Here is a 26,083-nt window from a genome sequence, read left to right on the forward strand (position 1 = left end):
GCCCGAGAGCGCTTCGCCGCCGTGCCCCTGCCCCGGTCCGTCCGCCCGGTCGAGGCGGCCGGAGGGCCCGGCGGCGCCGTGCATCGCTATGGCGAGGCATCGCGCCCCAACCCGATCGCCGCCGGACTGGCGCTGTTGCTGACCGCGGTGCTGATCGCCGCGCTCGTCCACAGCGGGATTCGCCACGCGCACACGAAGGCGACCAGGCTGGCGGTGGTCAACCTGTCGATGGCGCCGCCGCCGCCACCGCCCGCACCCGCCGAGACGCCGCCGCCGCCGCAGCCGCGCGCCACCATGCCGCAGCCGCTGGTCGTGCTGCCCAATCCCCGGCCGTTGCAGATTGCGGTTCCCGACCCCGAACCGGCCGCGCCGATCGCGGTTTCCGTTCCGGCCGCTCCCCCGGCGCCGCCCGCTCCGCCGGCACCGCCGTCGACGATCCAGGCCGACGACCTTGCGACGCGCATGCTGTCGGGGCCTCCGCCGCGCTATCCGACCGAAAGTCGCCGCCACCGCGAGCAGGGAACGGTGCTTCTGTCGGTGACGCTGGGCGTCGACGGATCCGTCGCGGCGATCAGCGTTGCGCGAACCAGCGGCTTTCAGCGCCTGGACGAAGCCGCGCTGCGCGCGGTGCGGAAATGGCGCTGGGCGCCGACCATCCGCAACGGCGAAGCCGTGCGCGTCAAGGGCGTCGTCGAAATCCCCTTCATCCTGCGCGGATAGGGTATCAATCGAGCATCGCGCGCCACGCGCGCGACACATATTCGCGCTCGTCCGCGATCAGGCAGGCAGCGAGCCCGTGGGCGTCGGCCATGTCGAGCGCCGCCGCCGGCCCGGCGACGGTCAGCGCGGTCGCCCAGCCATCGGCCATCATGCAACTGCGATGGATCACCGTCGCCGACGTTATGCCGTTGCGGATCGGCAGACCGGTGCGCGGATCGAAGCTGTGCGAGTAGCGGCGGCCCTCTATCTCCAGACCACGCCGATAATCACCCGACGTCGCCACCGACAGGTCGTGCAGCGCAATGCGCCAGGGCAGCCCGTTCCAACCGGGCGGCGGCTCGACATCGACCCACCATGGATGACCGTTGGGCCTGATCCCCTCGCCCCGCAGTTCGCCCCCCACCTCGATCAGGAAATGGCGTACGCCGGCGTCGCGCAGCCGCTCGGCCGCGAGGTCGACGCCATAGCCCTTGGCGATGCCTGACAAATCGAGCGATGCGCCCTCCTCGCGGCGCAGCTTCCCGGCCTGCCGGTCGAAGGCGATGCCGCCGCGCGGCGCGGCGATCGAGGGGTCCGGGCGCGCCGCCACCGGCCCCGCGCTGCCGAAACCCCACGCCTCGGTCAGGCGCCCCAGTCCCGGATCGAAAGCGCCGCCGCTGGCGTCGGCGATGGCGAGCGCCGCCTCGACGACCTGTAGCAGTTCGGAAGGGACCGCCTGCCACGCCCCGGCCGGGGCGCGGTTGAAGCGCGACAGGTCGGAGTCCGGCTCCCACTGGCTCATCTGCGCGACGACGAGATCGAGCGCGCGCTGGACGACGGCCGCCGCATCGCGCGGCGGCGCGACGGCCTGCAGGCTCCAGTCGGTCCCCATGCTGGTTCCCGAAAAGCGCTCGATCCCCGCCGGCGCATCGCGCTTCGCAAAGGCGGCGGGGGTCAGCGCCCGCGGGATGAGGACGCGGTCGTTCAGGGCGCCATCACCTCGAGCGTCGTGACATAGCTCGCCCGGCGCTGCGGCTGGGCCGGCGCCGCGCCCTCTTCGCCCTGCTCGGCACGCGGCGTGGTGACGTTGACCCAATAGAGGCCCGCCTCGGGCCACGTCACCGTGACGCGGCCGTCGGCACCGGTCGTCAGGTCGATCTGGCCGAGCTGGTCGCGATAGCGGATGCCGCCGGGGATCACGGTCACCGTCAGGCCCGCCGCGGGCTTGCCGTCGAGCAGGAACTGGAAGGTCGCCGCCTCGCCCGCATAAAGGTCGTTCGGATGCGTCACCGGGACCAGTTCGATCCCCTTGCCGGTCGTCTGGAACACCGTCGTCGTCGGTTCGCCGACGGTGACGAAAATCTCGTTGCGGTTGTTCGATTCCGCCGTCCGCACATTGGTCGCGCCGGCGGGCAGCCGCTCGGCAAGGTTGGCGGTGGTGGTGCCGCGCGGCAGGCGCTCGGTCTTGCCGTTCAGGTCATAGCTGCCCATCAGCGCGTCCGACGCGGTTCCGATCTTCCACGTCCCCTTCTGCGTCAGATGGACGTCGAACGTGCTGCGATAGCGGCCGGTCGAACCATGCTCGATCTGCGCCTCGCTGCCGTCGGGCGCCCAGGCCTTGATCCCGTCGAGCCGCAGCGGCTGGTGCTCGAAATAGAAGAGGTCGTTCGACACCGCCGCATCGACCGTGACCCAGACGTCATCGCCCGACAGCACGGTCGCCGACGGCATCATCCACTGCCGATGCGCGCTTGCCGGCGTCACGGCCAGCGCCGACAAGGCGATCGTCGCCGCCAGTCCCAGGATTCGCTTCTTCATCGTTCGCCCTTTCGTATCAACGGAATGAGATGGAGACGGCGCCCAGCTCGCTGGTGCCCGCGGCGCGGCCGCCCGCGCCCGCCTTCGCCGGCCAGGTGAAGGGGATGCGCAGCAGCTCGCGCCCCCCGACCTCGCGCGCCGCCTCTATGACCAGCGTATATTGCCCCGGCACCGTCGCGCCGAGCTGCGCGCGCGAAAAGCTGACCTTGTGCGTCCCGGGTGCACGCGTCGCGCCAGTGACGCCGTTCGCGGGAAAGGTCATCGAGCGGCCCGACACGCGCCACCACTGGCGAACGTCGCGGAGCCATTTCGTGCCCTCGCCATTCTTCATGTCGTAATCGTACCAGACCGCGACCGTCTTGGCCGGGGCCCCCTCCTTCTCCACCCAGATGGCGACATAGGGCCGATGATATTCGGCGACCTTGAGCCGCGGGATGGTGACGGTCACGTCCATCGTGCCCGGCGCGGCGGCCAGCGCCGGGGCCGCGAGTACGGCTGACAGCGTTCCGCCGATCAGGATCGTCCGCATGGGTGAAGTCATGGCTGTTGCCCTCCTAGTGAATAGAGACGATGGCGATTGCGGCGGGGATCGCAAGCCCGGCCGCGACGATCGGCCAGGTCGATCTGCGCTTGGCCGCGTGAAGCTGAAGCAGGAACAGCCCGGTGATCGCGAAGACCAGGCAGGCGAAGGCGAAGATGTCGATGAACAGGCTCCACGCGCCGCCCGAATTGCGCCCCTTGTGCAGGTCGTTGAGGTAGGAGATCCAGCCGCGGTCGGTAATCTCCGCGCTGACAGCACCGGTGGCGCGGTCGATCGCGACCCAGGCGTCGCCGCCCGGACGCGGCGCGGGCAGATAGACTTCGCCGTCCGACCATTCGGCATCGGCCGACACCTTGACGGGGAAATGCGCCTCGACCCACGCGGCGACGGACGGGGGCAGCGGCGCCTTTTCATCCGCCTCGCCGGCGGGGGCCGCCCTGGCGAGCTGATCGAGCAGCGGGGGGGGCAATTGCGCCGTCCGCGCCGACACCTGCGGCGCCGCCTCGATATCGGCGGCATGGTTCAGCGTGAAGCCGGTGACCGCGAACAGCAGCAGCCCGATCAGACAGATCGCCGAGCTCATCCAGTGCCACGTGTGAAGCTGTTTCAGCCAAAAAGCCTTGCGCCCGCGCTTCGGACCGGCTTGACGTGACGATGATCGGGACATGATAGGCGAAAGGTTCCGTTGCACAGCGCGATGGCAGTCGCCCTATCCAGAACGATTCTCAATAGCAACAGAGAGATTGTCGCAAATCCTCTCAAATTCCGCGAAATGAGGCCGGTCAACTTCGATAGCTGTCCGCTGCTGGCGGCCGGAAGGATCACCGTCTTTGTGAGGAGCCGTAGGCGTCGGAGCGACCTCCAGCCATCGGCTTGCCTTGCCGATGGCCGGAGATCGCTTGCCCGGCCGGCGTCGGAGGACGGCTTCGGTCAGCCCCCGATCGTTGCAGCCTGACGCCGCGAATTCTGCGGCGGCGTTTCGGGCTCGGCCGGCAATTCGGCCGCAGGCCGGACGGTCATCCCCAGCGCCGCGGCGACGCCGGCCCCATAGGCGGGGTCGCAGCGGGTGCAATTGTCGATGTGCCGCTGCTTGATGAAGGCCGGCGCATCGCCCATCGCCCGCGCCGTATTGTCGAACAGCACCTGCTGTTGCTCCGGGCGCATCTGCTGGAACAGCTTGCGCGGCTGGGTGAAATAATCATCGTCGTCGTCGCGGAAATTCCAGTGCGCCGCGTCGCCGCTGATGCGCAGCGGCGGTTCGCCATAGTCGGGCTGCTGCTGCCACTGGCCGAAGCTGTTCGGCTCGTAATGCGGGCGGCTGCCGTAATTGCCGTCGACCCGTCCCGCGCCGTCGCGCTGGTTGCTCATCACCGGGCAGCGCGCGGCGTTGACCGGAATCTGGTGATAGTTGACCCCGAGCCGGTAACGCTGGGCATCGGCATAGTTGAACAGGCGCGCCTGCAGCATCCGGTCGGGCGACACGCCGATTCCCGGCACCAGGTTTGACGGCGCGAAAGCGCTCTGTTCGACATCGGCGAAGAAATTGTCCGGATTGCGGTTGAGTTCGAACTCACCGACCTCGATCAGCGGATAGTCCGCCTTGTACCACACTTTGGTCAGGTCGAAGGGGTGGAAGCGATAGGTCTCGGCATCGGCCTCCGGCATGATCTGGACATACATCGTCCATTTCGGGAAATCGCCGCGCTCGATCGCCTCGTACAGGTCGCGCTGGTGCGATTCGCGGTCGCCGCCGACCAGCGCCGCCGCCTCCGCATCGGTCAGGTTCGCGATGCCCTGCTGGGTCCTGAAGTGGAACTTGACCCAGAAGCGCTCGCCCGCCTCGTTCCAGAAGCTGTAGGTGTGGCTGCCGAAACCGTGCATGTGGCGATAGCTTTTCGGGATGCCGCGGTCGGACATCACGACGGTCACCTGGTGGAACGCCTCGGGCAGCAGCGTCCAGAAATCCCAGTTGTTGGTGGCGCTGCGCATGTTGGTGCGCGGGTCGCGCTTCACCGCCTTGTTGAGGTCGGGGAATTTGCGCGGGTCGCGCAGGAAGAAGACCGGGGTGTTGTTCCCCACCATGTCCCAATTGCCTTCCTCGGTGTAGAATTTCAGCGCGAAGCCGCGGATGTCGCGCTCGGCGTCGGCCGCGCCGCGCTCGCCCGCGACGGTGGTGAAGCGCGCGAACATCTCGGTCTTCTTGCCCACTTCGCTGAAGATTTTCGCGCGGGTGTAGCGGCTGATGTCGTGAGTCACGGTGAAGGTGCCGAAGGCGCCCGAACCCTTGGCGTGCATGCGCCGCTCCGGGATCACCTCACGCACGAAATTGGCGAGTTTCTCGTTGAGCCACACGTCCTGGGCGAGCAACGGGCCGCGCGGGCCGGCGGTCAGGCTGTCCTGATTGTCGGGCACGGGCGCGCCGAATGCCGTCGTCAGATGGGAAACCGGGCACTGGCCGGCGTCGGGATGCGTCTTGGTCATGGCAGTTCCTCCTCTCGAAATGGCGATACCCCCTGTTAGACCGGCAAGCTCAATTCATCAGCTTCATAAAAATCGTCATTCTCATCGAAAAAGTCGATCAAGATTGATCGCAACGCAAGGTAAGGCTGATGAACCCGGGCAGTTCCTTCGAACTATCCGCGCAGGATTTTCGCCATGGCCTTCCCGCGGGCCAGTTCGTCGACGAGCTTGTCGAGATAACGGATCTCCCGCATCGTCGACTCCTGAATCTCTTCGAGACGAACGCCGCAAATCACGCCCGTAACCAGCGATCGCAAGGGATTCATTCGAGGCGCCTGGGCGAAGAAATCCTCGAAGCTCGTCTGCTTCGCCAGTCGATCGTCCAGCGCCTTCTGGCTGTATCCCGTCAGCCAACGGATGATCTCGTCCACCTCGGCCCTGGTGCGCCCCTTTTTCTCCGCCTTGGCGATATAGTGGGGATAAACGCTCGCGACGCTGACCGAATAGATGCGATGCTTCGCCATGCGTCCTCCTCCGTCGCCATGAGCCGCGCGCCGGCTGCGCCGACCGATCATAGCATGAGAGGGAGGTTTGACCGCTATGGTGAACTCGGCCTGCTCTATGTCGATCTCGACATCGCCTTACCGGACGGAGAACGGTCGAATGGCCGGAAGCGGGCTTCGTCCGCGTCCGGCCACGAAGCGGGAATGGCGCACGGCTGCCGCCGCGCCAAATGCGGGCGCCTATCGGAACTTGAAACTCATGTTGACGCCATAGGTCACGGGCATGCCGGCAAACCGGATCACCGCATCTCCGCGCCGCGCCCGCCGACTTATGGCAAGACCTGGACGGGCAAGATCGCGCTGGCGTCGGCGCTGTTCAAGCAACCGCGACCACGGCCCGAAAAATAACCGCCGGCGGCTACTTCCCCTGTGTGGCCAGGACGCGCAGGATGTTGCCGCTCCACATCTTCTCGATATCGGCGTCCGAATAGCCTGCCTGCTTCAGCCGTTCGGTGACCTTCGGCAGCGCCGAAATATCCTCGATCCCCTTCAGCCCGCCGCCGCCGTCCCAGTCAGCTCCGAAGCAGACATGATCGACGCCGCCGACCTCGATCGCGCGCAGCACCATCTTCATATAATCCTCGAAGTCCGCCGCCCACATCGTTTCGGTCTTGTCGAGTTCGCGCCACTGGCGCGTCAGTTCGGCCTGCGCTTCGGGGGCCAGTTCGCCGATCCGCTCATAGTCGGCGAACAGCTTCGCGCGCGGCGGCGACATCTTCATCTCCGACATGTAGATGGTCGAGATGCACATCGCGCCGCCCTTCGCCGCAAGCGCCTTCAGCCGCCCCTCGTCGAGGTTGCGCGGGTGATTATGCGCCGAACGCAGGCTCGAATGCGAAAGCAGGATCGGATATTTCGACAGCGCGAGCAGTTGATCGAAGGTTGCATCGGACGAATGGCTCGCGTCGATGACGATACCGAGCCGGTTCATCTCGGCCACCCACTTTTCGCCGAGCGGGCTGAGGCCGTTCCAGCGCGGCTTGTCGGTCGCGCTGTCGGCGAACTGGTTGTTGAGCCCGTGCACCGGCCCCGCGAGACGCACGCCCTTGTCGTAGAACTCGCTGAGCAGCGACAGGTCCTCGCCCAGCGGATAGCTGTTCTCTATCGACTTGAAGGCGATCAGCTTGCCTTCCCTGTCGAGCCGCCGCGCATCGTCGGCGGTGCGCGCCGCGCCGATGGCGCCGCTGTTGGCGGCGATCATCCGGTCGATGCTGTCCGAACGCTTGCGAGCGTGCGCGAGCGCGGCGGCATAGCCCGCCGCGGTCAGCGGTCCCTGATCGGTGTAGATGGCGAAGAAGCCGCCATCGAGATTGCCGTCCTTCATCCGCGGGATGTCGAGTTGCGACAGGTCGGTCGCGAGGATGTGGCGGTCGGCGAAATTCCATCCCTGCCGATCGAAATGGAGCGGCGTGTCGAGGTGGGTGTCGAGCACGAGCATCCGGCTGTGCAGCGGTGCCTCGGCGGCCTTCGGCTTGTCGCCGCCGGTCGAACAGGCGGCGAGCGCGGTCGCGCCGAGCAGAATGGCGATGCGTTTCACTTCTTGTCCTCCACAGGCTTCAGGTCGAGGTCGTGATAGTCCCAACTGAAATCGGCGATCTGGCTGACCGCTTTCATCGTCACCCCGGTCACCTTGCCCCCGGCATCGAGCGCGAAGGTGACATAGGCGGGCTCTATCGCCGGATCGTCGAAATCGGTGACAAAGCTGTCATACTGCCAATGCTTGAGGCGCCCCGCCATCCGCGGCGTCGAGGTGAAGTCGATGCTCAGCCCCTTCGCGCCCGCCCCGATCACGACGTCGCCATACCAGGGATCGCGGTAGCGCCCCGCATAGCCCGCGAGCGGCAGCGACGGGCCCGATTTGGCGGGCGACGCCTTCGCCTGCTTGAGATATTCGACCCCACCCGCGAGCCGCGCCTGATACCAATCCTCCCATTTCCGGGTCCAGCCATAGTCGGGCTGGTCCAGATAATGGTCTAGCAGTTCGTAGGTCAGGCCGAGCAGCATGCCGCTGTCCTCGCTGTTCATCATGATCGCGAAACCGACATTCTTGTCGGGGATCATCACGACGCGGGTGATCGACCCGAAAACGCCGCCGCTATGCTGGATGATGCGGTGGCCGCGATAGTCCTGCACCTGCCAGCCGAGCGCATAGGCCTGCTGCGTCGGCTGCGCGGGTTTCAGCGTATCGGGCAGCGGGGTGATCGGCATCGGTGTCACCGGCGCCCACATCTCGGCCGCCTGCTTCTCGCTGAACAATCGCTTGCCGTCGGGGAGCGCGCCGTGCGCGAGCTGGATATTGAGCCACGCCGCCATATCTTCGGCGCTGAGCGCGAGGCCGCCCGCGGGCGCGCCGTTGCGGCCGAGCTCGTCGCGCTCGTCGAGCGCCTGCTGCGGCCCGATCCCGCGCAGCACGCCCGACAGGCGCGCGTGCGGCCAGCTCCGGTTCGCGATGCGGAAGCGGTCTTCGCTGTCGCTCGTCGCATTCTTCATGCCGCCCGCGCGCAGCACGCGCTCGCGGGTGAAATCCTCCCAGGTCTGACCAGTGACCTCCTCGATCAACTGCCCCGCGACCGCATAGAGGATATTGTCATAGGCATAGGCCGAACGGAAGCTCGTCCGGGGCTTGAGGAACGCGACGCGTTCGGCGGTCTGCCTGCGGGTCAGGCTGGTGCGCGGCACGAACATCAGGTCGCCCTGCCCCAGTCCCAGTCCGCTGCGGTGGACGAGCAGGTCGCGGATCGTGATCTCGCGCGTTACCCACGGGTCGTACATCCGGAACCACGGCATATGCTCGATCACCGGGTCGTCCCACCCGATCCGACCTTCGTCGACGAGCACCGCGAGCGCCGCGGCGGTCATCGCCTTGCCGGTCGATCCGGTCTGGAAGATCGTCTGACCGTCGATGGGCGCGCTCTCGCCGAGCTTGCGAACGCCCCAGCCGCGCGCGAGCGTGGTCCTGCCGTCCTCGACGATCGCGATCGAGACGCCGGGCGCGCCGACCTTCTGCCGCAGCACCTCGACGCTTTCGCCAATGTCGGCGGGCGGGTCGGCCCAGACGGGCGCGGCCGCCGACAGCAGCAGCGACAGGGCAAGCAGGCGAACGGGTTTCATGGCAAGACCTCCCTTCGAGGAGCAGACGACGGACGCAGCAGGCGCCAGGTGCCGAGAGTGATGAGCGGCACGACAAAGACGGCGAGAAACAGCCAGGCGAGGAAGCGGTATCCGCTGGCGATGAGCTCGACGAGGCCGATCTCGCCCGCGACGAACATGCAGCCGGTCAGGATCACCGCGCCGATCAGCGCCCGCGCGCCGGCGCCGAGCGCAGGCCGACCCCGGCTCTCGACCGCGCCCGAGATACGCTCGTTGATCGCGTGCACCGCGCCCGCGCCACTTTCGAGCAGCGCCGCGAGGATCATCATCTGGAACAGGATGTGAAAGCCCGGCACCTTCATCTGGCGCAGCAGGAAATCGGACGGCAGGGTCTCTGCCCCGATCGCGGGATAGAAGGCGATCATCGCGACGAAGAAGAGGATCGCCGGCAGCATCGACAGCGGCCCCGCGATCAGCCCCGCGACGACCGCGTCGCGCTGGCTGGTCAGATGTCGCAGCACCGGCAGGATAACCACCGCGCCGACGATATTGTAGCTCGCATAGGTGATGCCCCCCGCCATCCAGCCTGCCGATGGCGGCGGCGCGGCGGCGAACCCCTGCCCGATCAGCCCGCCGAAGCTGGCGAGCGCAAGGATCAGGAACAGGCCGTAGACGGTATAGAGAAGGATCGAGACATATTTGAACATCTGCTCGACGGCGCCCGTCCCCCAGGCGGTGACCGCGACGATCGCCACCGCCAGCAGCGCCGATCCCGCCCATTCGGGCCAGCCGAAGGTGGCGGCGCCGATCGCCGCCGCCGCCGCGCCGAACACTGCGAGGATCAAGATGACGAAGACGATATAGGCCGCCTCGAACGCGACCCAGGCGGGGCCGAGAAGCCCCTTGAAGAAGGCGCGATAATCATATGCGCCGAGTTGGCGCGCGAGCGCGAAGGTCAGCGCGGCGATGACGCTCCAGATGCCGGTCGCGAGCAGCATCGCGGCGAGCCCGCCCCACGGCCCCGAGGGCACGAAATATTCGGCAAGCTCGCGCCCCGTCGCATAGCCGCCGCCGATGATGACGGCTTTCAGCGCGAAGCCAGGGAGCAGGAAGCGCTGGAACCAGTTGGGGTTCGCCGCGCCCGCCGTCATGCGAGAATGGCGTCCACGAGCGCGGCGAAGCCCGGACCGCCGCGGATCGGGTCGGCGACCGGCAGGCCGAGCCGGTTGCGCTCGGCCGCCATCAGCGCTTCGGCGCCGTCGGCGTCGAAGATCGAGGTGTTGAGGCTGACACCGCCGCAGCGGATCGCGGGATTGGTGCGGCTGCCGAGCCGGACTGTCAGGTCGATCACCTCCTCGATGCTCGGCAGGGCGAAATTCTCCATTCCCAGGATCACCTTGCGGGTCGGGTCGTGGCAGACGACGAACACGTCGGGCTGGCTGCCGTGCAGCAGGCCGAGCGACACCGCGGCATAGGCGGGGTTGAAGATCGATCCCTGCCCCTCGATCAGGTCCCAATGGTCGTCGGGCGCGTCGGGGCTGAGCATTTCCGCCGCCCCGGCCTCGAAATCCGAAACCACCGCGTCCATCGGCACGCCGCCGCCGGCGATCATGATGCCGGTCTGGCCGGTGGCGCGAAAGTCGGCGTCGATGCCGCGTTCGCGAAAGGCCCGGTGCAGCGCCAGCGCGGTATATTTCTTGCCGAGCGCGCAATCGGTGCCGACGGTGAGCAGCCGCTTGCCGCTGCGCTTGCGCCCGTTGCCGATGGGGATCGTCGGCGGCGGGGTGCGGACGTCGATCAGCCGCCGCCCGGTCCGCCGGGCGGCCTCGACGAGCGCGGGAACGCTCGTCAGCCTGGTGTGCAGGCCGCTGACGATGTCGAGCCCGGCCTCCATCGCCTCGACCAGCACCGCCACCCACGTATCGCCGATGACGCCCCCCTGGTTCGCAACGCCGATCACCAGCGACCGGGCCCCGGCCGCGCGGGCATCGGCGGGCGACAGGCGCGGCAGGCCGGTGCTGACCGTGCAGCCGGGCGCCGACCATTCGCCGACGCAGCGGTCCGCGGCCCAGTCGGCGAGGCCGAAGGCGGTCTTGGCATAGCCCGCCTCGGTCGTATCGCCGAGGAACAGGAGATAGGGTTGCGGCAGTGTCAGGCTGTCGGCCAGCCTGCCGAGGGGGGCATTCATCTTTTTCACTCCGTTCGCGTCAAAAGGCCATGTCGAGCGCGACGCCGATCGTCCGGGGCTGCAACGGCGAGATGGCGAGGAAACTCGGCCGGTTGAGTCCGTCGGCCATCGTCGTGCGCGCCATCTCGCCCTTGTTGTCGAGCAGATTGCGCGCATAGGCCCGCAGCGTCCAGTGGTCGTCGAACACCAGCGACGCGTTGAGATCGACCGACGTATAGGGTCTGGCACGCGCGACGAGCGGGTCGCTCTCGACCAGCGAGAGCCGGCTGCTCGCATGGCGGATGCCCGCGCCGAAGCTGCCCCGCGTGCCGCCGCCGAGCCCGAATTCATAGTCGGCGCGCAGCGCGCCGCTGAACCTGGGTACCGCGGGCAGGCGGTCGCCGTCGACGCCGCTGATCTCGGGCACATCCTCGCTGAGCCCGGCGTCGGTGTAGCTGCCCGTCGCGGTGATCGTCAGCCCCGGCACGGGACGGAACGCGATATTGCCTTCGAAACCCTTGCTGGTCGCCTTGCCGCCGTTCGCGCCGCCCGACACGCCGCCGAAGGCGCGCGTGACCTGGATGTCGGTCCAGTCCATCCAGAACCCCGCGACGTCGATCGTCACCGCCCGGTCGGCTAGGTCGGCCTTCAGCCCGACCTCGTAATTGGTCATGCGGTCGGCATCGACGCTCGGCGGGACGTTGGGGACGATGACGTTCGGGCCGCCGGGGCGATAGCCGGTCGCGACGCGCGCATAGAGCATCGCATCCGGGGTGATGTGGAACTGCGGGCTGACCGAGAAGGTCCACACGCTCTCGGCCGAGGTGCCCGGATCGTCGGCGGACGGGACAATCGCGCCCGAACTGATCTGGCGGAAGGTCTGCTCGTTGCGCGCCCAGCGCAACCCGGCGGTGATTTCGAACCGGTCGCTGAACTTGAAGGTGCCGTTCCCGAAGACCGCATATTCCTTGTAGGTCGCGGGCAGGCCCACGGTCGCGAGCGGATCGAGCGAAGCGATCAGATTGCCGTCCATGTCATAGGAATGCACGAGCTGCGCATTGCTGGTTTTCTCGTCGGTGTAGAAGCCGCCGATCATCCATTCGAAGCGGCCACCGCTCGGCGAGGCGAGCCGCAGTTCCTGGGTCCATTTGCGGAGCCCGAGGTCGAGATGGAAGGGCGTGATGCCGGCGTCGATCGGCGGATCGGTGATGAACGGGAAGAGCACGCCGAAGGCATAGCTCGCGTCCTGAAGCTGGCGGCTCTGCGTCTTGCTGTAGGTCGTCGCCGAGGTCAGCGTCGCGGCGCCGAAATCATAATCGATCGTCGCCGAATAATAATCGAGGTCGATGTCGTAGGATTCGGGGACGTAATTGTTGTACGAGCGCCCGTCGCCGAGCCGCACGCCGGTGAGGTCGGCGGCATAAATCCCGTTGCCGTCGGAATCGAGCGATTGCCAGATGCCCGCCAGCTTCACGCTGAGTTCGGCCGTCGGCTGCCACAACAGCGCGACGCGGCCGCCGCGCTGCTCATAATCATTCTGGTCCTTCAGCGCGGCATTGTTGACGCTGCCGACCCATCCCGGGGTGCTGCGCCAGGCGAAGCTGCCGGTGACCGCCAGCTGGTCCTCGACGACCGGGACGTTGACGAACGCCTGCCCGCCCCAGCCGAGACCGTCGCCGCCCTTGATGCCAAAGCCTTCGATCCCGGCGCGCACGCGGAACGCCCGCGCGTCCGGCTGGACGGTGACATATTTGACCAGCCCGCCGATCGAGCTCGCGCCGTAGAGCGTCCCCTGCGGCCCCTTGAGCACCTCGATGCGTTCGAGGTCATAGGGCATCAGGTCGATCGTGAACTGCCCGGCGCGGTTGTAGAGCGCGCTCGATCCGACCGGCGCGTCGTCGAGATAGATGCCGACGGTCTGGCCCGCGTTGAGCGGCGCGACGCCGCGCAGGGTGATCGTCGTCTGGCCGGGCGTGCCGCTGTTGCTGACGTTCATCCCGGGAACATAGCCCGCATAGTCGACGAGCGAGGCCGAGCCCTGCTCCTGCAGTTCCTCGCCCGCGACGACGCTGATCGCGATCGGCACGTCCTGCACGTTCTGCACGCGCTTCTGTGCGGTGACGACGATCTCGCCGCTACTTCCGGTCGCCGCTGCCTCCTGCGCCTGCGCGGGGACCGCGGTCGTCAGAGCGATCAGGCTGACCGCAACAAAATACCTCTTTTTCATCGTCTTACCCCCAGACTTGGGCGAGCAGGCGGCGGAAGTTGCCCCCGAGCACGGCCCCGATGTTGTCGTTGGAATAGCCCCGGCGGATCAGTTCCTCGGTCAGGTCGAAGACCTTGCGCGGATGGTCGAATCCATCGATGTCGATCTTGTCGCGAAAGGCGTAGCTGCCCTTGTAGCCCGCTTTCAGCAGCGCATATTCGTCGGGCTTCATGTCGTCATAGCCGTTGAGGTCAGCGTCCGAGCCGATGCCGACATGCTCGACCCCGACCAGCTTCGCGACATGGTCGACATGGTCCGCCATATGCCCGACGTCGGTCGGGTCGGTCGCGCGCACGAACATCCGCACCCCGGTGATTCCCATCACCCCGCCCTTCGCCGCGAGCGCGCGGATCGCCTCGTCGGCCTTGGCACGCGGATGGCCGGCGATCGCGCGGGCATTGCTGTGGGTGATCGCGATCGGCCCCCGCGCGATCGCAATCGCGTCGAGGGTCGTCCGGTCGCCGCAATGCGACACGTCGACGAGCATGCGCTCCGCCTCCATCGCCGCGATGATCGCCGCGCCATAGTCGCTGACGCCGCCGTCGACGCGATCGGTGCTGCCCGACCCGATCATGTTCTGGCTGTTGTAGGTGAGCTGCGCGCAGCGCAGGCCGAGGCGGCGGAAGGTCGCGACATCCTCGACCGCCTCGAACTGGTCGGCGTTCTGGATGCCCATGATGACGGCGCATTTGCCGTCCCTCTTCGCCCGGTCGAGATCGTCGGCGGTGTCGACGAGCGTGAAGACGTGACTGTTGCGCCCGACGAAACCCTGCCAGCCGGCCATATATTCGAGCGCCTGCGCCTTCGCGCCGGGGCCGCCAAGGCCATAGGCGTTGTGAAAGCCGGTGATGCCGCTGGCGCGGAATTCGGCGGCTTCGGCGTCGGTCAGGCGATGCGCGACATAGGCGGGCGACGTCGTGATCTTGAGCGGTGCCAGCATGTCGATGACCAGCGACGATGCGACGAGGTCGACCGCACGGCGCGAATAGGCGTGCGCCGGATCGGCCGCGAAGGCATAGATGCCCCTGTTGATCATCGGCGCGGACAAAGCGGCACCGACCGCGCCCGCGATGGCCGCGCGGCGCGTTACCCGGAATGATCGCGTCATTCCATCCTCCACCCAGGAAATTTCGATTTCTAGACTATTGTCCTAATCAGAAAATTGTCAACCCGTTTAGGACATAAATTTGTCAGTCACCCCAAATGCCGGCGGGACAATGGATCCTGCCGCCGCGATATTCGACGCCGGGATCGCGGTCGCGCGCGAGGAAGGTCGGCCCGTCGAGGTCGACGATGTCGCAAAGCTGCCCGACGAGGTAGGAGGGCGCCATCGACAGGCTGGTCCCCATCATGTTGCCGACCATCACGTCGAGGCCGAGCGTCCGCGCCTGCCGCGCGATCGCGAGCCCTTCGGTCAGCCCGCCGCACTTGTCGAGCTTGATGTTCACGACGTCGAAACGCCCGACGAGCGACGCGGTGTCGGCGAGCGACAGCGCGCTTTCGTCGGCGACGAAGGGGAGCGGCCGCTTGACACCGTCGAGATCGGCCTCGCGTCCGCGCGGCAGCGGCTGTTCGAGCTGCGCGACGCGCATCTCGACAAGCACCGGCAACAGGTCGGCGAGCGTCCGGATGTCATAGCCCTGGTTCGCATCGACACCGATCCAGGCGTCGGGACGCGCGGCGCGGATCGCGGAGACGCGCGCGATATCGTCGGCCAGATCGCCGGTCAGCTTGACCTTCACCGGCGCCTGCGCGTCGATTGCCAGCGCCGCCTTTGCCATGACCTCCGGATCGTCGGCGCCGAGCGTCAGGGTCGAGCGCAGCGCCTTCGGCGGGTCGAGGCCGGCGAGGTCCCAGACCGGCCGGCTCTGCTGCTTCGTCTCCAGGTCCCAGAAGGCGCAGTCGAGCGCGTTGCGCGCGCCGCCCGGCGGCAGGAGATGCTGCAGGTCGCCGCGCGTCGCGCCACCCTCGATCGCCTCGCGCGCGCGCATCGCCTCGCCAAGCATATGATCGATGTCGTCGCCCAGATAATAGACGCCGGCACCCTCGCCGCGCCCGACATGCGTCCCGTCCGACAGTTCGGCGACGAGCAGCGCGGTCTCGGTGAAGACATGGCCCGAAATGCGGAACGGCTGGTGATCGGGAAAGCGCTCGACCCGCAGGTCGAGCGCCAGGGTGGGTGCAGGCTGCGTCGCCATCAATAGACCATCCCGAAGCCATAGAGATGGAAGGCGAGCGTCACCCAGGCGAGGACCAGCCCCGCGAGGACCAGCAGCACCGCGCCGAGCTTCATCGTCCAGCGGCGCTTGCCCTGGATGCTGAGCCACAGGTGCCACGCCGCCGCCGCCAGCAGGCCGAAGGCGGCGACCGGCGTCAGGATGCGCAGCAGGTGGATCAACCAGTCGAGCGGGCCGCCGATGCTGCCGATATCGGCCGAGAAGACGGCAACGAGCCCCGCCCAGCCGATGACCGCGGCCAGCACCAGCCACGCGAAGACGCGCGACAGGCGATAGGCGCGCAGCGCTTTGCCTTCGAGCACGAAATTCGCAGCGAAGCTGCGCCGGACCAACGCGCGCACCGGCCAGGCGAGCGCCGCAAGCAGCGTGATGCCGAGCGCGAAGATGAGCGCCGGGTTGAGCCATGCCGCGTTGACGCCGGCGGGTGCGGGCTCGAACACCATGAAGGGCGATCCGGCATCAAGGCTCCAGCGCACGACGCGGCCGTCCTTCACCTCTGCGGCGAGACGTTCGCCCGTGTTCGTGTCGCGCCACACGAAAGGCTCGACCTCGACCCAGTCGCGCGCCCCGGCGCTCAGGCCTTCGAGCCCCGGTACCGTGATCTTGCCGTCTTCGGTCAGCGACACGGCGGGCTGGCCGAGCAGGCCGAACAGGCTCATGAAATTGGTGAAGGAACCGCGGCTGCTGACGTAATGGCCGACCATCATCTCGGCATGCTGCCGCGCGGTCTTCGCGTCGACCTGCCCCGGCTTCTCCGCGCCCGGCAGGTAGCGATCGGCGAATTTATGGAACAGCGCGCTGCGGATCGCGCCCGCCGCGCCTTCCTTGCCCGGGCTGTTCATCGAAATGAAGACGCCGATGTCGGCATCGGGGAACAGCCACAGATAGGAATGGAACCAGACGGTATCGCCGCCATGCGCGATCGCACGGTGACCGTTGACCCATTGTTCGTAGAAGCCGAGCGCCATGCTGTTGAGCGGGCCGACACCGGGCGCCTTGAAATCGTGCATCATCTTCGCGGTTTCGGGCTTCAGCAGACCCGCGCCGTCATTGAGGTGCGCGATCATGAACTTGCCCATGTCGGCGCCGCTCGCCGACAGGCTGCCCGCCGGCGCCGGAATGACCATCTCGAACGGCCGCGCCTTTTGCGTGACGTCGGGATAGCCGCCCGCCATGTCGGGCGCGAGCGCCTTCGGAAGCGGCTGGCGGAACGTCGCATGCGTCATGCCGAGCGGCCTGAAGATATGGTTGTCGATATAATCGTCGAACGGCTCGCCGCTGACGCGCTCGACGATATAGCCCGCGAGCGCGGTGGCATAGTTCGAATAGGCGGGCGTCGTGCCGGGCGCGAAGACGCGTTGCGGCAGCGCGAGCGGCATCTGCCGCTTGAGCGTCATCACCGCCTTCGGATCGTTGCTGATCAGATGGCGGACCGATTCCTCGAAGCCCGCCGTATGCGTCATGATGTTGCGCAGCGTGATCGGCTTGCCCTCGAAGGGCGGAATCTTGAAGTCGAGATAGGCATTCACATCCTTGTCGAGGTCGAGCTTGCCCGCCTCGACCTGCTGCATCACCGCGGTCCAGGTGAAGAGCTTCGACACCGATCCCGGTCGGAAAAGCGTGGTCTCCGGCAGGACGGGCTTGCGCTTGGCGACGTCGGCATAACCATAGCCCTTTTCGAGCACGACCTGATCGCCGCGCACGACCACGACGACCGCGCCTGGAATGCGCGCGCGTTCGAGCGCGTAGGGCAGGAAGCCGTCGAGGAAGGCTTCGAGATCGGCCGAACTGAGCGTAGCCGCCTGAGCGGGTTTCGCCGCCGGCAGCGGCGCCGCCTCGACCTTCTTGACGGTCGGCGCCGGGACCGGCCCCTGTGCGGCGAGCGGCACTGCGGCGAGCGCGGCGAGCCCGATCATGGCCTTTCGGATGAAACGCATCGCTTTCCCCCTTTTTCTGGCGCGCCCTCTGAAACCTTGCAGCGAGCCGCGCGACCCCTTACCAAGGAGCCAACACCTATTGGCCCATTGGGGACATAATGATCCTGATTGGAAAATTGTCAAACATGGAATGGAAAAACTGATGGCGGACCGTTCGAACCCGCCGACGCTCGGCGCGGTGATGCGCGGAATTCGCTCGCGAAACGGCTGGACGCTCAAGGAAATGAGCGCGAAATCAGGTATCCCCGTGTCGACGCTGTCGAAGGTCGAGCACGACCGGCTGACCCTGAGCTACGACAAGCTCCAGCAGCTCAGCCAGCGACTCAACATCCGCATGTCGGATCTTTTCGCCGAGGGCGAGGAAGAGAGCGCGCCGCGCGTCACGGGCCGCCGCAGCATCGGCACGAAGGAAAAGGCGGTGCGCGTCACGACCGACAATTACGATTATCACTATCTTTGCACCGATCTGCGGCAAAAGCGGATGCTCCCCATCATCACCCGCATCCGCGCGCGCAGCGCCAGCGAGTTCGGCGAACTCGTCCGCCATCAGGGGGAGGAATTCATCTTCGTCATCGAGGGGCGGATCGAGGTGCACAGCGAATTCTACGATCCGGTCACGCTCGAGCAGGGTCAGGGCATTTATATCGATTCGACGATGGGGCATGCCTATGTCGTCGGCGAAGGTTGCGAGGAGGCGCTCGTCCTCGGCGTCTGCTCGAGCGCCGACGACGGGCTGATGGACTCGCTGATGAGCCTGCACGGCTAGGGCGGATCGTTCCAAATCCGGTGAGGTTCTCCCTCTTCGACGGGGCATCGTTCCCCGGCGAAAGCCGGGGTCCACGCGGGACAGCGCCATGCCATCTGACCCCGGCTTTCGCCGGGGAACAAGCTCTTACGTATCTGAAGAGCATATACGCCAAACAAGTTCAGGGGGACGGAAGATCAGCGAACGTGCAGCGAGGCTGAATCCCTGCGACTCTCGATGAGCCGCCGACAGGCGTGTCGGATTCTCGGTTGAAATCCCGGTCGTTATCGTATGAAGGAGACATGGTTCGTCCATGCCGTCCCTTTCGGCGCCGGGCGATCCCAGCGCCGCCACGGCCGTCTCCTGTTGCAATGACGCGACTGCAAATCCGGGAATGACCATGACCGACACCACGCCCCGCCACATTCTCCTTGCCACCGACCTCAGCTGTCGCTGCGACCGCGCGCTGGACCGCGCCGTGCAGTTGGCGGGCGAATGGGGCGCGGAGCTTACCGCCGCGACGGTGATCGAACCCGAACCCGCGGACCTTCTCGACCCCCGCCCCTCCTCCTGGCGCCGGCAGGCGACGCCCGCCGAGCGGATGCACTGGCGCCTGGCGCGCGATGTCGCCAGCGTCGCGGACGATATCGGCGTGGTGGTCGAAACCGGCGATCCCGCCACGAAGCTGGTCGAGATCGCCGAACATGAGCATTGCGACCTGATCGTCACCGGCATCGCGCGCGACGAGACGCTGGGGCGGATGATCCTGGGCAACACCGTCAGCCGCCTCGTGCGCCGGGCCGCGGTGCCGGTACTGGTCGTGCGCGACCGCCCGGCCGGACCCTATCGCCGGATCGTGATCGCCACCGATTTTTCCGAAGCCGCGCTCCAGGCGACGCTCGTCGCCTCGGCCTTTTTTCCCGCAGCAGCGCTGACCCTTTTTCATGGATATGACGTGCCCTACACCGGCTATCTCACCGACCGCGACTTCACGTCGGAATCGCGAGCCAAGGCCGACGAAGCCAGGGCGATGCTGCGAGCCGAGAGCCGCATCGACGCCGCGCTGCTCGAACGGCTGGACGTCGTTGTCGAACGCGGCACGCCCGAAATGCTGATCAGCGACCATGTCGAGGACCATCACGGCGACCTGACCGTCGTCGGAAGCCAGGGGCACGGCATCCTGTTCGACGCGTTCATCGGCAGCATGGACAAGCGGCTGCTCGATACGCTCGAAGGCGATCTCCTGATCGTTCCGGGCGCGGCGGGGGCCGGATAGACGCGTCGGCGCCGCCGCGCCGGATCGCCTGCCCAGCAAAAAACTCAACTCACGCCTTGCTCCGCCGCGCCAACGTCTACCATAAGGGGGGACGCCCTCGGGCAGCGCACCAGGCGATGGAGATCTTCCCCCTACCTTATGCACGACCCCCGCTTCCTCCTGGCCGTCGTCGCGCTTCCATTTCTGGGCAGCGCGATCGCGGCATTCCTGCCGGCCCGCGGCCGGAACCTCGCCTCGACGCTGGCGGGGGTGATCGCGCTTGCCGGCGCCATGATCATCGCGGCCTATTATCCGCTCGTTGAGCGCGGCGAGGTCGTGCGCCACGAACTGGCGTGGCTGCCGACGCTCGGGCTCAACCTGACACTTCGGCTCGACGGCTTCACCTGGCTGTTCGCGACGCTCGTCCTCGGCATCGGGGCGCTCGTCATCCTCTATGCGCGCTACTACATGTCGCCGGACGATCCGGTACCGCGCTTCTTCGCCTTCCTCCAGGCGTTCATGGGGTCGATGCTCGGCATCGTCCTGTCGGGCAACCTGATCCAGATCGCCTTCTTCTGGGAATTGACCAGCCTCTTTTCCTTCCTGCTGATCGGATATTGGCACCATAATCAAAGCGCGCGCGACGGCGCGCGCATGGCGCTGATCGTCACCGGCGCGGGCGGCGTGTGCCTGCTCGTCGGGCTGCTGCTGCTCGGGCGGATGGCGGGAAGCTACGACGTCGACGCGGTGCTCGCCGCGCGCGACGCCATCCATGCCGACAAGGCTTATCTGCCCGCCCTGATCCTGATCCTGATCGGCGCGTTCACCAAGAGCGCACAGGTCCCTTTCCACTTCTGGCTGCCGCATGCCATGGCCGCCCCGACGCCCGTATCCGCCTATCTGCATTCGGCGACGATGGTGAAGGCGGGCATCTTTCTGCTCACCCTGCTCTGGCCGGTCCTCTCGGGCACCGACAGCTGGTATCTGATCGTCACCACGACCGGCCTCGCGACGCTGCTGGTCGGCGCCTGGGCGGCAATCTTCCAGCAGGACCTGAAGGGCCTGCTCGCCTATTCGACGATCAGCCACCTCGGCCTCATCACGCTGCTGCTGGGTCTGGGCAGTCCGCTCGCGGCGGTGGCGGCGATCTTCCACACCGTCAATCACGCCACCTTCAAGGCGTCGTTGTTCATGGCCACCGGGATCATCGACCATGAAACGGGAACGCGCGACCTGCGCCGGCTGAGCGGCCTCGTCCGCTTCATGCCGATCACCGCCACGCTCGCGATGGTCGCGGCGGCGGCGATGGCGGGCGTACCGCTGCTCAACGGCTTCCTGTCGAAGGAGATGTTCCTCGCCGAAGCGCTCGAAGCGCACAGCGGCACGATCATCGACGTGGCGCTGCCCTATCTCGCGACGCTGGCCAGCGCGTTCAGCGTCTTCTATTCGGTGCGCTTCATCCACCAGACCTTCTTCGGACCGCCGCCGGTCGACCTGCCGCACCAACCGGCCGAAGCGCCGCACTGGATACGCCTGCCGATCGAGATACTGGTGCTCGCTTGCCTGCTCGTCGGGATCGTCCCGGCGCTCACCATCGGGCCGTTTCTCGCCAGCGCCGTCCAGTCGGTGCTGGGGGACCAGACGCCGACCTACAGCCTGGCGATATGGCACGGGTTCACCCTGCCGCTGGCGATGAGCTTCATCGCGCTGATCGCCGGTACGGCGCTCTATATACTGTTCCGCGAGCGGCTGAACGCCGTCGAGCGATCGCCGCTGATCGGCCGGCTGAAGGGACGCCGGACCTTCGAGGCGGTGCTCGCGGCGATCGTCAATGCGGCGCGCGGCCTGCACGAGCGGCTCGGCACCCGGCGCCTGCAGGTACAGCTGCGGTTGATCGTCGTCACCGCGCTGCTGCTCGGCACCCTTCCCTTCCTGCGGCTCGGCTATAGCCGGGGGCCGCTGCAGGATACGCTGATCGATCCGGTCTTCGGGCTGCTGTGGCTGTGCGGCGGCGCCTGCGCCATCGCGGCGGCGTGGCAGGCGAAATTCCATCGGCTGGTCGCGCTCGTCCTGGTTGGGGCCGCCGGGCTTGCCGTCTGCATCAGTTTCATCTGGCTGTCGGCGCCCGACCTCGGGCTGACGCAACTGCTCGTCGAGATCGTCACCCTCGTCCTGCTTCTGCTCAGCTTGCGCTGGCTGCCGCAGCGCCGCCCCGCCATATGGCCCGAAGAACGCAAGCCGCCGATGGTCCTGATCCGGCGCGGCGGCGACCTGCTGCTCGCGATCGCCGGCGGGACGGGCGCGGCCGCGCTTGCCTATGCGATGATGACCCGCCCGATGCCGGACAGCATCTCGCGCTATTTCGTTGAGAACGCCTATTCGGGTGGCGGCGGAACCAATGTTGTCAACGTCATCCTCGTCGATTTCCGCGGGTTCGACACGCTGGGAGAGATCACCGTCCTGTCGATCGTCGCGCTGACCGTCTTCACCCTGCTGCGCCGGTTCCGTCCCGCGCCGGAAAGCATCGAGATACCCGACCAGCAGCGGCGGCAGAATGCGTTCGACGAAGCGAGCAAGGATCATGCGATGGGCGATACGCTCGTCCATTATCTCTTCGTCCCGCGCATCATCATGCAATGGCTGTTCCCGGTCGTCCTGACCTTTGCCCTCTATCTGCTGATGCGCGGCCACGACCTGCCCGGCGGCGGCTTCGCCGCGGGCATCGCCACGTCGATCGCCTTCCTCCTCCTCTACATGGCGAACGGCACGCGACTGGTCGAAGCGAGCCTGAGCGTCCAGCCGGTGCGCTGGATCAGCGCCGGACTGGTCTGCGCGGTTGCGACCGGCCTTGCCGCCTGGTTGTTCGGCTACCCCTTCCTGACCAGCCATTCGCGCTATCTGACGCTGCCGCTGATCGGCGATATTCCGCTGGCGAGCGCGTTGCTGTTCGATATCGGCGTGTTCGCGGTGGTCGTCGGCACCACGCTGCTGATGCTGATCGCCATCGCGCACCAGTCGATCCGTTCGCCGCGCGCGCGCAAGCCGGTTCAGCCCGCGGCGGCCGAGCCGGGCACCGGGGGGAGCGCCTGATGGAAATCCTCCTTTCGCTCGCCATCGGGGTGCTGACGGCGTCGGGCCTGTGGCTGCTGTTCCGGCCGCGCACCTTTCAGGTGATCCTCGGCCTGTCGCTCCTTTCCTATGCGGTCAACCTGTTCATCGTGGCGGCCGGTCGGCTGCGCAGCGACGCGCCGCCGATCATCGGCAAGGATCCGGCGTCCGCCGATCCCGCGCTCTACGCCGATCCGCTGCCGCAGGCGCTGGTGCTGACGGCGATCGTCATCTCGTTCGCGACGACCGCGCTGCTGCTGGTGGTGCTGCTCGCCTCGCGCGGCCTGACCGGCACCGACCATGTCGATGGCGAGGACGGCGAAGCATGACCGGCTGGCTCCATCACCTGATCATCACGCCGATCCTGCTACCGCTGCTGGCCAGCGCGCTGATGCTCGCCTTCGACGAGCGGCGGCGCGTCCTGAAACGGTGGCTGAGCCTGATCGCATCCGCGCTGCTGATCGCCAATGCCGCGTCGCTGCTGTGGTTCACCAGCGACGCGGGCAATGCGGGCACCGACAGCCCCCATGTCTATCTGCTCGGCAACTGGGCGGCGCCCTTCGGAATCGTGCTGGTGGTCGACCGCCTGTCGGCGACGATGCTCCTGCTCGCCAACGTGCTCGGCTTCACCTCGCTATTCTATGCGCTGGCGCGCTGGGACCGGTCGGGACCGCGCTTCCACGCGCTGTTCCTGCTGTTGCTGATGGGTGTGAACGGCGCGTTCCTGACCGGCGACATCTTCAACCTCTTCGTCTTCTTCGAAGTGCTGCTCGCCGCCTCCTATGGCCTGATTCTGCACGGCGCGGGGACCGAGCGAACCAGCGCTAGCCTGCATTACATCACCATCAACATCGCGGCCTCGCTGCTCTTCCTGATCGGTGTGGCGCTGATCTATTCGGTCACAGGTACGCTCAACATGGCCGACCTCGCCACCCGCGTCGCCCGCACCGATCCCGGCGACATCGCGCTGCTGGAGGCCGGCGCGGCGATCCTGGGGGTCGCCTTTCTGATCAAGGCGGGCGTCTGGCCGCTGAGCTTCTGGCTCCCGCGCACCTATGCCGCCGCAGCGCCGCCGGTCGCCGCGCTGTTCGCGATCATGACCAAGGTCGGCGTCTACGTCATCCTCCGCCTCTCCTTCCTGCTGTTCGGCGAAGCATCGGGCGACGTCGCCGGCTTCGCCAACGACGGACTGCTCTATGGCGGTCTCGCCACCATGACCTTTGGCGTCATCGGCATCCTGTCCGCCCGCCAGCTCACGCGGGTCGTCGGGCACTATGTGCTGGTTTCGTCGGGCACGCTGCTCGCCGGGCTCGGCATCGGCGGCCAGCCGCTCATCGCCGCGCTGCTCTTCTATCTCGTCAGCTCGACGCTCGCGATCAGCGCGCTCTACCTCATCATCGAACCCGTCGAACGCAACGCCGACGAGGACGACATGATCGAAGGCATCGCCGAGCCCGTGTTCGACGACGAATATGTCGGCGCGATCGAGGAAGAGGAGGACGAGACGGGCGTCGTCATCCCCGGAACGATCGCCATCCTCGGCGGCGGCTTCATCTTCTGCGCGCTGCTGCTCGCCGGATTGCCGCCGCTGTCGGGCTTCATTGCCAAATTCGCCATCATCGATGCGCTGCTGCGCGCGGGTGCGGTCGGACCGATGAACTGGACGCTGATCGGACTGCTCATCGTGTCCGGCCTCGCGACGATGATCGTGATGACCCGCGCCGGCATCGACCTGCTGTGGACGCCGGGCGAGGACGCCCCGTCGCGCCTCAGCCTGGTCGAGGTCGCGCCCATCGCGCTGCTGCTCGCCGTCTGTCTGGCGCTGATGCTGTGGGCCGGGCCGGTCATGGCCTATCTCGAGGCGACATCGGCCGCGCTGCACGATCCGGCCGGCTATCTTTCCGCCGTCGCCGGCGCGCCTCCGGCGGGGAGCGCGCAGCCATGAGGCGGCTCGTCCCCTACCCGCTGCTGGCGCTCGCGCTGTTCGCAATGTGGACGCTGCTGACCGGCTTCTCGCCCGGGCACATCCTGCTCGGCGCTCTGGTCGCGCTGATCGTGTCGCGGTCGATGCTGTCGCTCAAGCCCGAACCGCCGCGCGTGCGGGTCGGATGGGCGATGGTCCGGCTCGCCGGAATCGTGCTGGTGGACATCGTCCGTTCCAACATCGCGGTGGGGAAGATCATCCTGTTCAACCCGCCGCACCGTCATTCGGACTTCATCGAACTGCCGACCGAGCTGCGCAGCCCCTATGCACTGGCCGTGCTCGCACTCATCATCACAGCGACGCCGGGGTCGCTGTGGGTACAGCACGACGCGAACCGGCACGTCATCCTGATCCATATCCTCGATCTGGTCGACGAAGCCGAATGGGTTCGGCAGATCCGGCAGCGTTACGAGCGGCTTCTGATGGAGATATTCGAATGAACGCGCTGTTCCTGGCGCTGGTGATCACCGCCGCGCAGATCGTGCTGGGCCTCGCGATGGGATGCGCCGCCTTTCGCATGCTGCGCGGTCCGCGCGCGCAGGATCGGGTCCTCGGGCTCGACACGCTCTATCTGACGGGGATGCTGCTGCTGCTCACCTATGGTATTCAGACCGGCCGCACCCTCTATTTCGAGGCGGCGCTGGTCATCGCGCTGCTGGGATTCGTCGGCACCGTCGCTCTCGGCAAGTTCCTGATGCGGGGAGAAGTCATCGAATGATGCAGGCACCCGATCTGCCGACCTGGGCCGCGATCATCGTCGGCCTTCTGGTCCTAGGCGGCGCGATCATCACGCTGGTGGGCGCGTTCGGCCTGATACGCCTGAAGACCTTCTATGCGCGCGTCCACGCCACGACGCTGGGCGCGACCGCGGGCATGGCGGCGATCCTGCTCGGCTCGATGCTGTGCTTCTCGATCACGCAGGGCCGGCCGGTCGTCCATGAGATATTGATCGCGCTGTTCGTCACCCTGACGACGCCGGTCACGCTGATCCTGCTCGCCCGCGCGGCGATCTATCGCGATCGCAGCGAAAAGCTCCCGCAGCTTCCGACCCGCAGCGAGCCGGAGCGCGCCGAATAACGTCCGTGCCGTACCAAATCGTCGATCATGGAGATTGTGGTGCCCCAAGGCGGACGAAAGCGATGAATATGAATCGCCGCTTCTACTACCCTAGAGCCGCCATTTAACGCAAATGATCGCCTTCCTTCGTCCCCGG

General features: G+C 66.9%; 24 protein-coding genes. 10 read left to right on the forward strand and 14 right to left on the reverse strand.

Features of this window, described 5'->3' with window-relative positions; genetic code table 11:
• The first annotated feature begins 21 nt into the window (after nucleotides 1–21).
• Nucleotides 22–720 carry an energy transducer TonB gene (locus ABS88_RS06585; protein WP_234002604.1) on the forward strand — a complete coding sequence of 233 codons (699 nt, stop codon included), beginning with the start codon at nucleotides 22–24 and terminating at the stop codon, nucleotides 718–720.
• 4 nt (nucleotides 721–724) lie between these two features.
• Here the strand turns inward: ABS88_RS06585 and ABS88_RS06590 are convergent, their stop codons facing one another.
• The 6 genes from ABS88_RS06590 to ABS88_RS06615 form a co-directional block, all read right to left on the reverse strand.
• Complete coding sequence (locus ABS88_RS06590; protein ID WP_076074725.1) at nucleotides 725–1,591, reverse strand: FAD:protein FMN transferase; 867 nt, start codon at nucleotides 1,589–1,591, stop codon at nucleotides 725–727.
• A 92-nt stretch (nucleotides 1,592–1,683) separates the two neighbouring features.
• Nucleotides 1,684–2,517: a DUF4198 domain-containing protein gene (locus ABS88_RS06595; RefSeq protein WP_067106260.1), complete on the reverse strand. Its 834-nt coding sequence runs from the start codon at nucleotides 2,515–2,517 to the stop codon at nucleotides 1,684–1,686.
• 16 nt (nucleotides 2,518–2,533) lie between these two features.
• Nucleotides 2,534–3,058, reverse strand: a complete 525-nt coding sequence (locus tag ABS88_RS06600; RefSeq protein WP_067106258.1) for a DUF2271 domain-containing protein — start codon at nucleotides 3,056–3,058, stop codon at nucleotides 2,534–2,536.
• A gap of 13 nt (nucleotides 3,059–3,071) precedes the next feature.
• Nucleotides 3,072–3,725, reverse strand: coding sequence for a PepSY-associated TM helix domain-containing protein (locus ABS88_RS06605; RefSeq protein ID WP_067106256.1), 654 nt, complete (start codon nucleotides 3,723–3,725; stop codon nucleotides 3,072–3,074).
• 263 nt (nucleotides 3,726–3,988) lie between these two features.
• Nucleotides 3,989–5,539, reverse strand: a complete 1,551-nt coding sequence (locus ABS88_RS06610; RefSeq protein WP_067106253.1) for a catalase — start codon at nucleotides 5,537–5,539, stop codon at nucleotides 3,989–3,991.
• 152 nt (nucleotides 5,540–5,691) lie between these two features.
• A complete protein-coding gene (locus tag ABS88_RS06615; RefSeq protein ID WP_076074722.1) occupies nucleotides 5,692–6,042 on the reverse strand; it encodes a DUF2200 domain-containing protein in 351 nt (116 codons plus the stop codon).
• Here ABS88_RS06615 and ABS88_RS06620 point away from each other — a divergent pair.
• Nucleotides 6,031–6,429: a hypothetical protein gene (locus ABS88_RS06620; protein ID WP_158682110.1), complete on the forward strand. Its 399-nt coding sequence runs from the start codon at nucleotides 6,031–6,033 to the stop codon at nucleotides 6,427–6,429. The two genes, ABS88_RS06615 and ABS88_RS06620, sit on opposite strands and share 12 nt — an antisense overlap.
• 10 nt (nucleotides 6,430–6,439) lie before the next feature.
• Here ABS88_RS06620 and ABS88_RS06625 read toward each other — a convergent pair whose 3' ends face one another.
• The 8 genes from ABS88_RS06625 to ABS88_RS06660 all read right to left on the reverse strand — a co-directional run bounded on the left by ABS88_RS06625 (nucleotide 6,440) and on the right by ABS88_RS06660 (nucleotide 17,778).
• A complete protein-coding gene (locus tag ABS88_RS06625) occupies nucleotides 6,440–7,618 on the reverse strand; it encodes a dipeptidase (protein ID WP_076074720.1) in 1,179 nt (392 codons plus the stop codon).
• Complete coding sequence (locus tag ABS88_RS06630; RefSeq protein WP_076074719.1) at nucleotides 7,615–9,192, reverse strand: serine hydrolase; 1,578 nt, start codon at nucleotides 9,190–9,192, stop codon at nucleotides 7,615–7,617. The genes ABS88_RS06625 and ABS88_RS06630 overlap by 4 nt, the downstream gene beginning before the upstream one ends.
• The gene (locus ABS88_RS06635; protein WP_076074717.1) at nucleotides 9,189–10,322 is read right to left on the reverse strand and encodes a YkvI family membrane protein; all 1,134 of its coding nucleotides are present in this window, start codon (nucleotides 10,320–10,322) and stop codon (nucleotides 9,189–9,191) included. The genes ABS88_RS06630 and ABS88_RS06635 overlap by 4 nt, the downstream gene beginning before the upstream one ends.
• On the reverse strand, nucleotides 10,319–11,359 hold the full coding sequence (locus ABS88_RS06640; protein ID WP_076074716.1) for an N-acetyltransferase DgcN family protein: 1,041 nt from the start codon (nucleotides 11,357–11,359) through the stop codon (nucleotides 10,319–10,321). Before ABS88_RS06640 ends, ABS88_RS06635 begins: the two co-directional genes overlap by 4 nt.
• A 19-nt stretch (nucleotides 11,360–11,378) precedes the next feature.
• A complete protein-coding gene (locus ABS88_RS06645; protein ID WP_083675052.1) occupies nucleotides 11,379–13,565 on the reverse strand; it encodes a TonB-dependent receptor in 2,187 nt (728 codons plus the stop codon).
• Nucleotides 13,566–13,569: 4 nt separating this feature from the next.
• A complete protein-coding gene (locus tag ABS88_RS06650) occupies nucleotides 13,570–14,712 on the reverse strand; it encodes a dipeptidase (protein WP_104959468.1) in 1,143 nt (380 codons plus the stop codon).
• A gap of 82 nt (nucleotides 14,713–14,794) precedes the next feature.
• A complete protein-coding gene (locus ABS88_RS06655; protein ID WP_286749457.1) occupies nucleotides 14,795–15,802 on the reverse strand; it encodes a dipeptide epimerase in 1,008 nt (335 codons plus the stop codon).
• On the reverse strand, nucleotides 15,802–17,778 hold the full coding sequence (locus ABS88_RS06660) for a serine hydrolase domain-containing protein (RefSeq protein ID WP_076074712.1): 1,977 nt from the start codon (nucleotides 17,776–17,778) through the stop codon (nucleotides 15,802–15,804). Before ABS88_RS06660 ends, ABS88_RS06655 begins: the two co-directional genes overlap by 1 nt.
• A gap of 142 nt (nucleotides 17,779–17,920) precedes the next feature.
• On the opposite strand from ABS88_RS06660, the gene ABS88_RS06665 reads away from it, so the two are divergent.
• The 8 genes from ABS88_RS06665 to mnhG all read left to right on the forward strand — a co-directional run bounded on the left by ABS88_RS06665 (nucleotide 17,921) and on the right by mnhG (nucleotide 25,947).
• Nucleotides 17,921–18,544: a helix-turn-helix domain-containing protein gene (locus tag ABS88_RS06665; protein ID WP_067106306.1), complete on the forward strand. Its 624-nt coding sequence runs from the start codon at nucleotides 17,921–17,923 to the stop codon at nucleotides 18,542–18,544.
• 379 nt (nucleotides 18,545–18,923) lie between these two features.
• Nucleotides 18,924–19,799, forward strand: coding sequence for a universal stress protein (locus ABS88_RS06670; RefSeq protein WP_067106216.1), 876 nt, complete (start codon nucleotides 18,924–18,926; stop codon nucleotides 19,797–19,799).
• Nucleotides 19,800–19,937: 138 nt separating this feature from the next.
• Nucleotides 19,938–22,868: a monovalent cation/H+ antiporter subunit A gene (locus ABS88_RS06675; protein WP_076074709.1), complete on the forward strand. Its 2,931-nt coding sequence runs from the start codon at nucleotides 19,938–19,940 to the stop codon at nucleotides 22,866–22,868.
• Nucleotides 22,868–23,215: a Na+/H+ antiporter subunit C gene (locus tag ABS88_RS06680; protein ID WP_067182485.1), complete on the forward strand. Its 348-nt coding sequence runs from the start codon at nucleotides 22,868–22,870 to the stop codon at nucleotides 23,213–23,215. The genes ABS88_RS06675 and ABS88_RS06680 overlap by 1 nt, the downstream gene beginning before the upstream one ends.
• Nucleotides 23,212–24,831 (forward strand): monovalent cation/H+ antiporter subunit D, encoded by a 1,620-nt coding sequence (locus tag ABS88_RS06685; protein ID WP_076074707.1) that lies wholly within the window; start codon nucleotides 23,212–23,214, stop codon nucleotides 24,829–24,831. Before ABS88_RS06680 ends, ABS88_RS06685 begins: the two co-directional genes overlap by 4 nt.
• The gene (locus ABS88_RS06690) at nucleotides 24,828–25,310 is read left to right on the forward strand and encodes a Na+/H+ antiporter subunit E (RefSeq protein ID WP_067106207.1); all 483 of its coding nucleotides are present in this window, start codon (nucleotides 24,828–24,830) and stop codon (nucleotides 25,308–25,310) included. Before ABS88_RS06685 ends, ABS88_RS06690 begins: the two co-directional genes overlap by 4 nt.
• Nucleotides 25,307–25,588, forward strand: coding sequence for a K+/H+ antiporter subunit F (locus ABS88_RS06695; RefSeq protein WP_067106205.1), 282 nt, complete (start codon nucleotides 25,307–25,309; stop codon nucleotides 25,586–25,588). Before ABS88_RS06690 ends, ABS88_RS06695 begins: the two co-directional genes overlap by 4 nt.
• Nucleotides 25,585–25,947: a monovalent cation/H(+) antiporter subunit G gene (gene mnhG, locus ABS88_RS06700; protein WP_174521637.1), complete on the forward strand. Its 363-nt coding sequence runs from the start codon at nucleotides 25,585–25,587 to the stop codon at nucleotides 25,945–25,947. Before ABS88_RS06695 ends, mnhG begins: the two co-directional genes overlap by 4 nt.
• Nucleotides 25,948–26,083 lie beyond the last annotated feature (136 nt).

The sequence above is a fragment of the Sphingopyxis sp. SCN 67-31 genome, assembly GCF_001725095.1.

Bases quoted from the DNA above. Each gene is read 5' to 3' on its own strand.
- ABS88_RS06680 (WP_067182485.1), top strand. From the start codon at position 22,868: ATGGAAATCCTCCTTTCGCTCGCCATCGGGGTGCTGACGGCGTCGGGC.
- ABS88_RS06645 (WP_083675052.1), bottom strand. From the start codon at position 13,565: ATGAAAAAGAGGTATTTTGTTGCGGTCAGCCTGATCGCTCTGACGACC.
- ABS88_RS06670 (WP_067106216.1), top strand. From the start codon at position 18,924: ATGACCGACACCACGCCCCGCCACATTCTCCTTGCCACCGACCTCAGC.
- ABS88_RS06600 (WP_067106258.1), bottom strand. From the start codon at position 3,058: ATGACTTCACCCATGCGGACGATCCTGATCGGCGGAACGCTGTCAGCC.
- mnhG (WP_174521637.1), top strand. From the start codon at position 25,585: ATGATGCAGGCACCCGATCTGCCGACCTGGGCCGCGATCATCGTCGGC.
- ABS88_RS06640 (WP_076074716.1), bottom strand. From the start codon at position 11,359: ATGAATGCCCCCCTCGGCAGGCTGGCCGACAGCCTGACACTGCCGCAA.
- ABS88_RS06615 (WP_076074722.1), bottom strand. From the start codon at position 6,042: ATGGCGAAGCATCGCATCTATTCGGTCAGCGTCGCGAGCGTTTATCCC.
- ABS88_RS06620 (WP_158682110.1), top strand. From the start codon at position 6,031: ATGCTTCGCCATGCGTCCTCCTCCGTCGCCATGAGCCGCGCGCCGGCT.
- ABS88_RS06655 (WP_286749457.1), bottom strand. From the start codon at position 15,802: ATGGCGACGCAGCCTGCACCCACCCTGGCGCTCGACCTGCGGGTCGAG.
- ABS88_RS06595 (WP_067106260.1), bottom strand. From the start codon at position 2,517: ATGAAGAAGCGAATCCTGGGACTGGCGGCGACGATCGCCTTGTCGGCG.
- ABS88_RS06630 (WP_076074719.1), bottom strand. From the start codon at position 9,192: ATGAAACCCGTTCGCCTGCTTGCCCTGTCGCTGCTGCTGTCGGCGGCC.
- ABS88_RS06675 (WP_076074709.1), top strand. From the start codon at position 19,938: ATGCACGACCCCCGCTTCCTCCTGGCCGTCGTCGCGCTTCCATTTCTG.
- ABS88_RS06690 (WP_067106207.1), top strand. From the start codon at position 24,828: ATGAGGCGGCTCGTCCCCTACCCGCTGCTGGCGCTCGCGCTGTTCGCA.
- ABS88_RS06605 (WP_067106256.1), bottom strand. From the start codon at position 3,725: ATGTCCCGATCATCGTCACGTCAAGCCGGTCCGAAGCGCGGGCGCAAG.
- ABS88_RS06635 (WP_076074717.1), bottom strand. From the start codon at position 10,322: ATGACGGCGGGCGCGGCGAACCCCAACTGGTTCCAGCGCTTCCTGCTC.
- ABS88_RS06685 (WP_076074707.1), top strand. From the start codon at position 23,212: ATGACCGGCTGGCTCCATCACCTGATCATCACGCCGATCCTGCTACCG.
- ABS88_RS06660 (WP_076074712.1), bottom strand. From the start codon at position 17,778: ATGCGTTTCATCCGAAAGGCCATGATCGGGCTCGCCGCGCTCGCCGCA.
- ABS88_RS06590 (WP_076074725.1), bottom strand. From the start codon at position 1,591: ATGGGGACCGACTGGAGCCTGCAGGCCGTCGCGCCGCCGCGCGATGCG.
- ABS88_RS06610 (WP_067106253.1), bottom strand. From the start codon at position 5,539: ATGACCAAGACGCATCCCGACGCCGGCCAGTGCCCGGTTTCCCATCTG.
- ABS88_RS06665 (WP_067106306.1), top strand. From the start codon at position 17,921: ATGGCGGACCGTTCGAACCCGCCGACGCTCGGCGCGGTGATGCGCGGA.
- ABS88_RS06650 (WP_104959468.1), bottom strand. From the start codon at position 14,712: ATGACGCGATCATTCCGGGTAACGCGCCGCGCGGCCATCGCGGGCGCG.
- ABS88_RS06695 (WP_067106205.1), top strand. From the start codon at position 25,307: ATGAACGCGCTGTTCCTGGCGCTGGTGATCACCGCCGCGCAGATCGTG.